18 protein-coding genes are annotated in these 11,437 nt (G+C 36.3%); 10 read left to right on the top strand and 8 right to left on the bottom strand.

All coding sequences use genetic code 11. From position 1 onward, the window contains the following. Positions 1–31: 31 nt before the first annotated feature. The 4 genes from MW688_RS15505 to MW688_RS15490 all read right to left on the bottom strand — a co-directional run bounded on the left by MW688_RS15505 (position 32) and on the right by MW688_RS15490 (position 2,550). Positions 32–598 carry a hypothetical protein gene (locus MW688_RS15505; RefSeq protein ID WP_486736915.1) on the bottom strand — a complete coding sequence of 189 codons (567 nt, stop codon included), beginning with the start codon at positions 596–598 and terminating at the stop codon, positions 32–34. Positions 599–633: 35 nt separating this feature from the next. Further along, positions 634–1,071 (bottom strand): type II toxin-antitoxin system VapC family toxin, encoded by a 438-nt coding sequence (locus MW688_RS15500; protein ID WP_486736914.1) that lies wholly within the window; start codon positions 1,069–1,071, stop codon positions 634–636. Next, the gene (locus tag MW688_RS15495) at positions 1,072–1,317 is read right to left on the bottom strand and encodes a hypothetical protein (protein ID WP_486734770.1); all 246 of its coding nucleotides are present in this window, start codon (positions 1,315–1,317) and stop codon (positions 1,072–1,074) included. 159 nt (positions 1,318–1,476) lie between these two features. After that, a complete protein-coding gene (locus MW688_RS15490) occupies positions 1,477–2,550 on the bottom strand; it encodes a hypothetical protein (RefSeq protein ID WP_486736913.1) in 1,074 nt (357 codons plus the stop codon). Positions 2,551–2,752: 202 nt separating this feature from the next. On the opposite strand from MW688_RS15490, the gene MW688_RS15485 reads away from it, so the two are divergent. Continuing rightward, complete coding sequence (locus tag MW688_RS15485) at positions 2,753–2,983, top strand: DUF433 domain-containing protein (protein ID WP_486736912.1); 231 nt, start codon at positions 2,753–2,755, stop codon at positions 2,981–2,983. Next, entirely contained in the window at positions 2,980–3,312 is a 333-nt protein-coding gene (locus MW688_RS15480) for a DUF5615 family PIN-like protein (RefSeq protein WP_486736911.1), read from the top strand. Before MW688_RS15485 ends, MW688_RS15480 begins: the two co-directional genes overlap by 4 nt. A gap of 17 nt (positions 3,313–3,329) precedes the next feature. On the opposite strand, the gene MW688_RS15475 is transcribed toward MW688_RS15480, so the two are convergent. From MW688_RS15475 to MW688_RS15465, 3 genes are all read right to left on the bottom strand, one after another. Continuing rightward, the gene (locus MW688_RS15475; RefSeq protein ID WP_486736910.1) at positions 3,330–4,883 is read right to left on the bottom strand and encodes a hypothetical protein; all 1,554 of its coding nucleotides are present in this window, start codon (positions 4,881–4,883) and stop codon (positions 3,330–3,332) included. Positions 4,884–5,090: 207 nt separating this feature from the next. Then, the gene (locus MW688_RS15470) at positions 5,091–5,267 is read right to left on the bottom strand and encodes a hypothetical protein (RefSeq protein WP_486736909.1); all 177 of its coding nucleotides are present in this window, start codon (positions 5,265–5,267) and stop codon (positions 5,091–5,093) included. Between the two features lie 36 nt (positions 5,268–5,303). Next, positions 5,304–5,513, bottom strand: coding sequence for a helix-turn-helix domain-containing protein (locus tag MW688_RS15465; protein ID WP_486736916.1), 210 nt, complete (start codon positions 5,511–5,513; stop codon positions 5,304–5,306). Between the two features lie 350 nt (positions 5,514–5,863). Here MW688_RS15465 and MW688_RS15460 point away from each other — a divergent pair, with 350 nt between their 5' ends. The 8 genes from MW688_RS15460 (at position 5,864) to MW688_RS15425 (ending at position 10,580) form a co-directional block, all read left to right on the top strand. Then, a complete protein-coding gene (locus tag MW688_RS15460; protein ID WP_486736908.1) occupies positions 5,864–6,226 on the top strand; it encodes a hypothetical protein in 363 nt (120 codons plus the stop codon). Between the two features lie 133 nt (positions 6,227–6,359). Next, positions 6,360–6,809, top strand: coding sequence for a hypothetical protein (locus MW688_RS15455; protein WP_486736907.1), 450 nt, complete (start codon positions 6,360–6,362; stop codon positions 6,807–6,809). Between the two features lie 8 nt (positions 6,810–6,817). After that, complete coding sequence (locus MW688_RS15450) at positions 6,818–7,477, top strand: NADAR family anti-phage protein (RefSeq protein WP_486736906.1); 660 nt, start codon at positions 6,818–6,820, stop codon at positions 7,475–7,477. An 18-nt stretch (positions 7,478–7,495) separates the two neighbouring features. After that, entirely contained in the window at positions 7,496–7,909 is a 414-nt protein-coding gene (locus MW688_RS15445; protein ID WP_486736905.1) for a zinc-finger-containing protein, read from the top strand. 24 nt (positions 7,910–7,933) lie between these two features. Continuing rightward, a complete protein-coding gene (locus MW688_RS15440) occupies positions 7,934–8,662 on the top strand; it encodes a hypothetical protein (protein WP_486736904.1) in 729 nt (242 codons plus the stop codon). 3 nt (positions 8,663–8,665) lie between these two features. Then, positions 8,666–9,250 (top strand): AAA family ATPase, encoded by a 585-nt coding sequence (locus tag MW688_RS15435; protein ID WP_486736903.1) that lies wholly within the window; start codon positions 8,666–8,668, stop codon positions 9,248–9,250. 55 nt (positions 9,251–9,305) lie between these two features. Next, a complete protein-coding gene (locus MW688_RS15430) occupies positions 9,306–9,659 on the top strand; it encodes a hypothetical protein (RefSeq protein ID WP_486736902.1) in 354 nt (117 codons plus the stop codon). 306 nt (positions 9,660–9,965) lie between these two features. Continuing rightward, positions 9,966–10,580 carry a hypothetical protein gene (locus MW688_RS15425; RefSeq protein ID WP_486736901.1) on the top strand — a complete coding sequence of 205 codons (615 nt, stop codon included), beginning with the start codon at positions 9,966–9,968 and terminating at the stop codon, positions 10,578–10,580. A 399-nt stretch (positions 10,581–10,979) separates the two neighbouring features. Here the strand turns inward: MW688_RS15425 and MW688_RS15420 are convergent, their stop codons facing one another. After that, on the bottom strand, positions 10,980–11,111 hold the full coding sequence (locus tag MW688_RS15420; RefSeq protein WP_486736900.1) for a hypothetical protein: 132 nt from the start codon (positions 11,109–11,111) through the stop codon (positions 10,980–10,982). Between the last annotated feature and the right edge of the window lie 326 nt (positions 11,112–11,437).

Raw genomic sequence — 11,437 nt, 5'->3', positions numbered from 1 at the left:
TCTTTGGCTTTATACTTCTTTTATATTTTATCTATGGGGCTGCTGAATGTGGGTTGCTAATATCGCCCCCATAAGCCTTCTGCCAGTCAGTAGCTAACCAAAGCACAAAATTAGGGTCTAACTTTCCATCAATATTCCACGCCCCTTCTGGTATCCATGAATTAAATGCAGTCTTAGTTTTACTTGTGGGTTTTACAACTTCTGTTTTTGAGGTAATTTCAACATTATTTGATATGGCGGTGGTAGATTCTTCCTCAAGATAGTCTGTCGGTTCAATTAGAGAATTTGTTTCTGACTTATTAAGCTCATAGTCAACATGACTACCATAAATACTTGAATCTTCTAATTGAAAAATTTCTTCTTTTTCCCCAAAAGAAATATTATTAGAAGTCTTTAATTGTTGAATATCATTATTTATTAGTGTTTGATTTCCCACATGTGGATGACCCAGATGTGGAAAACCAACATCTGGTAAAGATGTATTCATAGTAGGGGTTTCAGTTACTTTACTATTTAGTTGATTAGTAGTCAAAGTTCGAGAAGCTGCATGGGATGTGTGTGAGTTACCAACATCATGATTATCGTCCAGTGCGGACACAGAAATCTTGGTTTGTTCCGCTCGCGATAAAATTATTACAATGTCGAAGGTTCTACTGCTGTAATTTCTTGATAACGAGCAAAGTCACTAACATTAAAAGTTAAAATATGAGTTAAGGCATGAACAATCATACAGGCTACTAAACGAGCATCGTGAACATTAACGCCTTTTACTTGATAAGTGCTAACTAATCTTTCCCATTCTGGATAAATACTGGGAGAATCTAATAATAAAGGGAAAAAAGATTTGATTTTTTTTATTTCTGCTTGAGTTTCCGTTAAAGAATATCCTAGACCATTTTTATCTTTAGGTCGTGTACAAACATTCCAATATTCAATTAAGTTTTGAGGAACAATATGTAATTGGTTTTTCTGCCTTTTTAAGATTGACACTGAGTTAGTAGCCTTTTCATACATGGGATGTCTAGACTCAGCACTACGCAAAAGAATATTAGTGTCAACTAAAAATAACATTTAACCTCTTTCTCCATAAATAGTTTCTCTAGTAATAGCTTCATCAGATAAAATCGGGCCATCATGATGATGACTTTTTGCCCATTCTCGAAATGCTGTTATCCATTCGGATGTGGTGGCTGTTTCATAAAAAGGAGGTTCTGGCGTTTGATCAAAAGATTTGACTTTTTGGTTAAATAATATTTTTTCTTCGGGTGTTAATGACTGAAAAATTTGTGCTAACGTATCAACTAATTGAGTGTTCATCTTTTAAATCTCCTACATTTATTGAAAAATATCTTCTTTTTCGTAAATATTTAAGGCTCATGAACTAGGGCGCAACAGAACCGTAAAATTCACTGATTCACCTATCTTACCTTTAACTAGTACTGTTATACTAATCTAATTGACCATTCTTATTCTCGACTATTCTCCCATCTCAACCACCCTTATTGGCTCGCCATATTCATCATACTCAAAAGTATATTTCTTACTATTCATAACACGTGGGATAACTTCTTGACGAAGAATCGGGTCAGTAAGCCAGGCATTCAATTCCTCTAATTCAGAAATAGGTTCTCTATCGGACGACTTGCAATTACCCATTGATAATGCCCCCTTTGCCCAGTTTTTGATACTAGAAGACACATTAGCAGCATCGTTTTGTTCTGTGTCTATTTCTTGAGGATTTGATGTCTCTGGGTCGTTTTCAGTGGAATTAGGGGGATTAGTAATTTCTGAATTGTTTTGGGGAGGTTCGGTCTGATTTAATTGGCATTGACTGGGGGGAGTTATTGCGCGATCGCTAACTAATATTTTACTGTCTTGCTCTCGTCCTGGTTCGGGAATATCAGCAACAGAACGCATCTCAGCAGGGAAGTCTTCCGTTAAAGCTCTTTGATGAGTCAGCAACTGCTCTTGTTCATCTGGCTTAATCTGGATGCCATTATTCATTCTCATCGCAGCATTAGAGTATCTGGAGTGCTGTTCATCACGGTACTGTTCCCAAGAGATAGCGATGTTAGCAGGGTCTTTCTTAAAATATCTCAGCACATCAGCCTTTTTCTTTGATATATCCCCACCATAAGCTTTCTGCCAGTCAGTAGCCAACCAAAGCACAAAATTAGGGTCAAGTTTACCCTCTATCTTCCAAGCGCCATCGGGAATCCATGAGTTGAATGCAGACTTAGATTTACTTGTGGGTTTTACAACTTCTGTTTTTGAGGTAATTTCAAGATTATTTGATATGGCGGAGGTAAATTCTTCTTCAAGGTAATCTGTTGGTTCAGCTAAAGAATCTGTTGATTGTCTTGTGCTATCAAAATTAACTTGACTATCACAAATCCCCTCAGATTCTAATTGAAAAATTTCTTCTTTTTCCCCAAAAGAAATATTATTAGAAGTCTTTAATTGTTGAATATCATTATTTATTAGTGTTTGATTTCCCACATGTGGATGACCCAGATGTGGAAAACCAACATCTGGTAAAGATGTATTCATAGTAGGGGTTTCAGTAATTTTACTATTTGACTGAATAGTTGAATTTGTTCGAGAAGCTGTGTGGGATGTATGTGAGTTGCTGACATCTTGATTATCGTCCAGATTCTCAACAGAAATCTTGGTCTGTTGCAGAGAGGATGAAATTATTATTGGTGAAACTTTAGGATAAACTAGAAAAAAAATTCAGGCCCTAACTAAAATCATGAGCTATCAAAATATTATTACGATTGAACCAGGTAAACGCGGTGGTAAACCTTGTATTAGGCAAATGCGAATTACCGTTTATGATGTATTAGGTTGGTTGGCAGCAGGTATGTCTCATGCAGAAATATTAGATGATTTTCCTGAACTGACAGAAGAAGATATCAAAGCTTGTTTAGAGTTTGCTGCGGATAGAGAACACCGTCTAACTGTAGTTGTAGGTGATAGTTGAAACTATTGTTTGATCAAAACTTAAGTCGAAAATTGGTTAATAGAGTTGTAGATATTTTTCCAGACTCAAGTCATGTTCAGTTTCATGCTTTGACAGAAGCAGAGGATATCGACATTTGGGAATTTGCCAAAAAGCACAATTTTTGTATTGTGACCCAAGACGCTGATTTTTCAGAAAAAAGTCGTCTTTACGGGTCGCCGCCAAAAGTGATTTGGTTAAGATGTGGGAACGCATCAACAAATACTGTAGAAAGAATCTTGAGAGGAGGCTCCGAAACAATTGAACAATTTTTAAGTAGTAATTCGTTAAACTGTCTTGAATTATATTGAAAAAAAGATACTTAGAACTAATCCCTTTCTCTTTCAACAACCTGACAAGGCTCGCCATACTCGTTGTACTCAAAAGTATATTTACCACTATTAATAACACGTGGCATAACTTCTTTCCTAAGTATTGGGTCAGATAGCCAAGCATTAAGTTCATCAAGTTCCGATAAAGTTTCTCTCTCAGTTGACTTGGACTTACCCATAGAGAATGCTCCCTTTGCCCAATTTTTGATGTTAGAAGACACATTAGCAGCATTATTTAACTCAATATCTATTTTATTAGGTTTTGATGTCTGTGGCTCGTTTTCAGTGGGATTAGGAGGATTAGTAATTTCTGAAGTGTTTTGGGTAGGTTCAGTTGGATTTGATTGGGATTGATTAGGGGGTGTGGATGTGCGATCGCGCAGAAGTAACGGACTCTTTATCTCTTCAGTACCATCAACCTCTATATCAGCAAGGTTGCGCATCTCAGAGGGGAATTCTTCAGTCAAAGCTCTCTGATGAGTCAGTAATTTCTCTTGCTCATCAGGCTTTATCTCGATGCCATTCTTCATTCTCATCGCAGCATTACAGTATCTTTGGTGTTGTTCATCACGGTATTGTTCCCAGGAGATAGCAATATTAGCTGGATGCTTCCTAAAATGCCTAAGAACGTCTGCCTTTTTCTTGCTAATATCGCCCCCATAAGCCTTCTGCCAGTCAGTTGCTAACCACAGCACAAAATTAGGGTCAAGTTTACCGTTAATAACCCACGCCCCTTCTGGTATCCATGAGTTGAATGCTGTCCTAGCTTTACTTGTGGGTTTTAGAACTTCTATTTTTGAGGTAATTTCAACTTTATTTGATATTGCGGGGGCAGATTCTTCCTCAAGGTAATCCGTTGGTTCAGTCAAAGAATCTCTTTCTAGTTTATTCTTCTCAAAGTTAACTTGACTACCACAAATCCCCTCAGATTCTAATTCAAAAATTTCTTCTTTTTCCGAAGGAGAAATATTATTAGATTTCATTAATTGTTGATATTCATTATTTATTAGTATTTGATCTCCCACATGTGGAACAGCCAGATGTGGAAAACCAACATCTGGTAAAGATGTATGTACAGTAGGACTTTCAGTTACTTTACTCTTTGGTTGATTAGTTGAATTTGTTCGAGGATCTGCATGAGATGTATGCGAATTGCTGACATCATGATTATCGTCTAGATTCTCAACAGAAATCTTGGTATTTTCCTGGACGATAAAATTATTATTCTTGTCTTGGGGATAATCTGGTTGATGAGGAGCTTCATAAAGATTTACCACCCACTCAACAATTTGACCTAATTCATTTCTGATTGCTGCCCTAACTAAATAACCAGCAGCTTGCAATTCTTTTAAGCCCGACCTGAGAGATGTATGCCCATCCTGGAATACTTTTACCAGATGATTAAGATGAACTCTCCAATTATCAGGCTTAGATAGCAGGTAGGAAAAAATGCCTTTAGCCTTAGCAGTGAGATTGGGATTGTCTAAAAATCCCTTATCAATAATTGTGTATGGGTTGTGTTTATCGTGTTGAACTCTGAATGTAGTCATGGCTTGTTACTAAAAAATTGACATAGGAATCCCCTGAGCCTGTGGAGTATAACTGGCTTTATTCGGGGCTATTTAATTGATGAAATTAGGTTTATTGGTCGAAGAGAGTTTCGCGTTAATTCCGCGATTTTGCCAAAGGTCAGTTCAATACGTTTTTCGTACTTGTCAATGGTAGCGAGAAAATTCTTATGTGAGATTCCCAGATAGTTAGCAATCAATGGAGAATCTACCACTAGAATTCCTTCTAGTTTTTTGATTGTGATATTGATCATGGATAATAAAGAAAGATAAAGTTAGTGATGGCGATCGTTTTATCTCTAAATCTACTGAGGATGCGATCGCTTTTTGTTGAGACGAGTTCAAAACCATCAGAAAATTTGGCATTAGAGCATTAGATTAAATCAGATACTTATAGGTAAACTAATTTAACTCTTCCATACCTAGTAGTTGAGCCGGGGTACAATTGAGAGCTTCACACAAGGCTTCAATCTCATCGCTATTAATCTTGGGCATACTATCAACTAATTTCCAACTGGAGATGGTATTAGGGTGAACACCAACTTTTTCGGCTAATTGTTTATTACTAACTAGCCGATCAGCCATGATCTGCCTTAACTTCCACTTAACCAATATACTTACCAAAGTTTGTACCTCTCTATTTTAGGTGAACTAGCATTTATAGCTTAACTCTAAACAAAAAGATATGTCAATACATATAAAAATATAAATATACACAAAATATTGTGTTAAACTAAGAAAAAGAAGAATTCACTTGAGCTCTGAATAATGCGCGAATGCGCTTATCTTCTGATACTAGGTATAAATTACCCAACAAAAAAAGGAAGACGAAATCAATTCGTTCTCCCTTTGAAAAACATCCATATTAACTAATGATGACACAACAAACAATAATCCAACCAACGGCTGAAGTTGGTTCTGCACCTGCTGCAACTCAAACTTCACCACAAAAAACCCGAAAAGTGGAACGATGCCATCAGTGCCCCTATTTCACCAACTACAACGAAAAATCTGGACGAGGGTGGTGTCAATTATGCGATCGCATGACGAAAGAGCATTTTCTCCCTGGAACTGACTGCAATGTAGAAGCACTAACAATTGCAGATTCCTACTTGAGCGTTTCAGTTCATGTAACAAGCATTGCAATGGTGGAACAAGACGGTTATCCAGTGCCAGAAGATGACAAAGTGGTTGAAGTCAAAGTTTCTGAAGTGACTGTAGAGGAAATCAAAAAGCCTTTGTCAAGAATCATTGATGTAGAGGCATACAATATCTTCGCCTTCTGGCGAACGGAAATTGAAGACCCTCATGTTTACCAATTTTAATCAATAACCAATAAGTAATAAGTAAGCAATTAACTTTACTTATTACTTATTTTTTCATCCCTACACAGACAAACCCTATAAATATGGTACTAGAATTATGGAACTTGACAAAAACCTTTACAAATTAATATGCGTGAGCCTTTGGAATGAAATCAAAGAAGAACTAGAAAAAGAAGGCTGTTATCATACAAGAGCTTTCTTCAGGTTACCCACAGAAGAAGCTGAAGGATGGTCGAATGAACACACGATGAAAGTGATAACGGAATCAGGAGTGAATACTGATTCCCTAGAATATTTAGTTACCTACAAAGAGGAACAAGACAGAGGATTTATAGGCATCATCTTCTTAAAGTATCAGAAAGAAGATTGTCAGAAACTAATTGCAGAGATTATTAAAACAACAGAAGCTGATACTTTGATTATGATATATCAAACATGGGACAGCAAGGAAGAAGAATGTCTTTGTATCTTGATTGAAACTGAGAAGGAAAGGTGGAAGAGTGAAACGCCTATCTATGGAATTGATGGATTTACTTCTGTCCCCGATAAGCCATCACCTTTTGTTCATGTTGAAAAAAGCTAAATATTACGATGACAAAAAATATTATTTGGCATAGCGAAAAGGGGGAAAGCTACGAAAACTGCGTAGTTTTCTTCAAGACAAAAGAAGAATGGGGAGGATTATCAAATATGGCTGGTGGATTTCAACTAATAGTGAACAGGGAAACCATCTATTCTTCTGAGGCTCTTTACCAAAGCTGTAGATTCCCTGATAATCCCAATTGGCAACAAGAAATCATTGAGCAAAAAAGCCCAATGGGGGCAAAAATGAAAGCGAAAAAAGATGGAAGAAGACTAAAATCCCGCGCTGATTGGGAAGAGGTTAAGGTAGAAATAATGCGGTGGGCGTTGAGAGTGAAACTCTCGCAACATTACGAACGTTTTAGAGACTTACTATTATTAACAGGAGATCGCGCCATCGTAGAGAAATCCCGAAAGGATCGTTTTTGGGGTGCTGTAGAAGAGTCTGAAAGTAATTTACATGGCTCGAATGAACTAGGGCGATTATTAATGGAGTTACGCGGTCTTGTTAAAATTCAGTCTCGCCAAGAATTAACAGTAGTTAAACCGTTAAGTATTCCTAATTTTCTCTTATTAGGAAAACAAATTAATATCGTGAGGGAAAAAAATCAAGTAACTAGGTCGGTAGGTCAGTTAAGTTTAGAGCTTTTTAATGACATCAAAAGTTAATCTATCTTGTAAAAAAATATGGAAAAAAAAACAATATATTGTATCGAGTGCCAAAAAGAAATAGAAGCTCGACTGACAACAGGCGCAGAGGTTTATCGGCATCGAAAAGATTTACATTCTCTCCCGTTTTGGATATGCGATCGCTGTTTAAATTTCGTAGGTTGCCATCACAAAACAAAAAATCCGACTCGCCCACTTGGCTGCATACCAAATGCTGAGATGAGAAATGCCAGAAAACATATTCATAATCTTTTGGACTCAATGTGGAAATCTGGGTGGGAACGGAAGAAATTATACAAGCTTCTTTCTGAACATTTAGGAAAACAATATCACACAGCAGAAATAAGGCGCATTGAAGAAGCAAGGGTCGTTTATAAATTCTTACTAGAACTGAAGAAAGAACAGTACAATAGTACCGGCAAGATTGACTAAAAAATCAACACATTAATTAATAAGATGTATACCTCAAATATTAAACCAATACTTCCAGAAAATAAGTTAGAGCTTTACGAGCTTGTGGCCAGTGGGCAAACGATGGAAAAAAGAACGATCGCACTTACCAAGGCAGATTTACTAAAACCATTGCCCCCAGATTACCTTTCGGAGAAACCAGTGTTTACTAAAGGTAGAAAAAGTAATACCGTTTCCTATATTCCATGGAAAAATTGCTTGCTAATTCTTGATTATCTTTGCCCACATTATTACTACTGCGTATCAGAATCGCAACTAAACAATTTATGTGTGGTAAAAGGAACACTAACTATTTTCTGCACTGATGGGGAGTTAGTGGCTGAGGCTCTTGGTAGTGATAATCTTGATGATGTAGCTTACGGAGGCGCGATCGCGGATAGCAGCGCCCAAGCTTTAAGGCGATGTTTTGCGACATTGGGAGGTGGAAGATTTTTGTACAATAGTCAAAGCCAAAGCACTGCAACGGCTAAAAATCAGTCAGGGCAATATAATCGAAGAAATGAGACGAAACCTACTTATACTCATAGAACAAATACGAGTAATATGCCCATCTGGAAGAACTGGAAATCAGAGTCGGATGCTATTCTGTGGGGGAGAAATCAGTTGCCCGATAAACCAGTACAAGAACTGATGCAAAAATTCAAAAGTTTAACTGGTGAAAAGAAAGCAATCGATTGGGTAAATTGGGTTAATCAAGTTAAAAAAGAGGCTTAAAATATGACGGAAAGAAGACAAGAAGACAGAAAAAAAGGTAGTCAAAATGTTGCGCATGATTTAATTAAAAGAATAGAAAGAGGGGATAATAATTTTAATTTGTATGGAAGGTCAGGTGCTGGAAAAACATCTTTTTTGTTAAATTTAGCCAGTCTATTTTCTAATGATTTAATAGCTATTTTTGTTGATATGCAAAGTGCAGCAGTTACAAATAGTGAAGCAGACTTTTGTCAAGGTTTTGTAAGCGCTATTTCTAAAGATAGCCGTAGCCAAGGTATTGAGCTACCTACTCCTCCAAAAAGTAGTGATTTTCAAGAAAGTCCCTATACTGTTTTAGAAGACTGGCTGGATGAAGCCCTTGATAAACTAGGAGATAAACGACTATTACTAAACTTAGATGAATTTGAAAAAATTGGCACTGCTATCAACCAAGGGCGTATAACCCTACAACTATTTGATGAACTGCGCCACCTGATTCAACATTACGACAAATTAAGCTTTATTTTTTATACTGAAAAACCTTTGATAGAGATAGAACCTAGGTGGAGTAGTTATTTTATCGGGATGATTTCTCTAGAAATAGAATAGCTCAGAAGTTTAATATTTTAGGGCAATCGCTGTAATTAGTTTAGGAGAAAAGAAAATGTTAAAAACTATTAAAAAATTATTTAGTTTTCTTTTTGAAGAAGAAGATTTTATTTTTGAATATAGATTTACGGCTAGTTTTGTTATTTTATCGACATTATCTTCATGTCTTATCTGCTATGCTTCAGAAATTTTTAGTTTAGGTCCCACTGAGATACCGCACTACATTTGGTGGGAACAATTGGATTATCTGGAAAATATTGGTTATATATCTTCTAAAATTTTAGTTTCAGTTAATTCTAGTAAAAGCGTTTATTTTCTTACTAACTCTGGTCGTGGGTATCTTGATAAAAATAAAAATTTAGAGGAAGCACTAAAAAAAGATTTAGCGAAATTTAAAAATATAAAGTAAAAGTAAAGAAACAAATAAAGTATGTTAATTCATTTTAATTTTTATTAAAATACTAAGTATAATATATACAAAGATTTTCTGAAAAAAGAATAGTTCAAATCCTTGAGGGAGAGAGGAAAGTGAAAGGTCAATTACTAAAAAAATTATTTAGCGCGATTGCCGAGTTGTTACTTTTTAAGAGAAAGGGAAGTAGGCGACTGGATGTCTGATGTCATGGAAGTAAAAAGCTTGGCCTTGAAGAAGGGCGCAGGACTGTAGGAATCAAATAATTACAAACATTTAGATAGCTAATCAGGAGGAAAAAGCATGAAAAAAGCTGAATACGATTATATTGATGAAGTAAATTCAGTAGATGAATTTATTGTTTTTTTGGAGCAAAACTTCTTTGATTTATCCAGATATAGCAAGGATGAGTTGCTTGCTCATATAACGACTTTTGAAAAAGCTTGTCTATATGCGATTAAAGTCAGTGCATCATGGCCGGAGGTATTCAATTGTAATGTCTTTAGGCAGTTACTAGAATTGCCCGACAGTTATTATGTTTTCACTGGTGACCCACCACGGGTATGTTTTTACGTGTTAAGGGATAACCCAGTGTATGTTAAAGATAAAATAATGTCTAGCGTCGAGTCTATGAGGCAATTGTGTAATAACGACGAAGAATACAATAAGTTCTGGGGTATAATATCAACCATATTTGACATATACTATGAGGATTTACCAAAAGATAATAAATTTCATGTTAAGGATAAAATAGCTGCATCCATATCATGTTTTTATAAATTATTCTACGGAGACTTGCAGACCATAACCAGAGATTACGAAATATGGGATAGCGAGAACAAGGTTTTTGTCGGTTATAAGCCAGATAAATGCTGGATTTTTGATTATTCGTTTTTAGATGAATTCAATGTTGACTGACTTTCAATGGTCTGAGAACAAGATTTTGTACTGTACCCAAAAATCTGGTAACTGGTTCACTTCAAGCCGAATGAGAGTAAGCGTGTATCTTTTATGTTTCTCGCCGCTTCTAAAAATCTACTCAAATTTACTCAAACAGCAAAATAAGACAGAAAAAAGTCAGCGGTATATCTTTTGCCATGTAAAGTGTTTTTACTCCTTGCTAATTACTCGGTACTCTACCCTTTTGAGTTTTGAAGTAATGAGTAACGAGTAATGAGTAAATACCCATCACTTATAAAGTAAAATTGGATTATTACATTTCAATTTGACTTATGACTAATAGTAGCATAAATATAACCATTAAAACAGAAGGAATTTAATTAAGTCATTACTCATTACTTATTACTTCAAAACTCATTACTCATATAGATGTGCCCTATCTTTCACAGATAAAGCAGTCTTGATGGTCTGCGGTAATCTTTCACTTAATCTCATCCCTCTTCTACCAATCACCATAGCTGCGGCTACACCACTATTCAATCCGTACATTCTCATGTATTTAACCCCCTTCGGGCGAGGCAGAAGGCAGGAGGCAGGAGGCAGGAGGGAAGATTTTTAGTTAAAGTAAAGCCTTTGTGCCTCGCCCAATCGGGTTGAAGTCCCCCACCAAAGTCTTCGATTTGGTGGTCTGCGGTTAGATGTGGGTTAAAGTCCCCATATATGCCAACCTCCAGCAAAGCTGCCTTTCAACTCCTGCCTCCTTTTAACCATCCCAATCAAAGAAGTGTATTGAGAGGCTACTTTTCTTATTTCTATTCCCCTATTAGCAGCAATAGCCGCTAAAATCTTAAAAAACGAGTTATATCCCCAACTAC

This window comes from Johannesbaptistia floridana (assembly GCF_057440575.1).
Note: the sequence above shows the minus strand (reverse complement) of the source record. Positions and strands in the feature narration are given on the sequence as shown.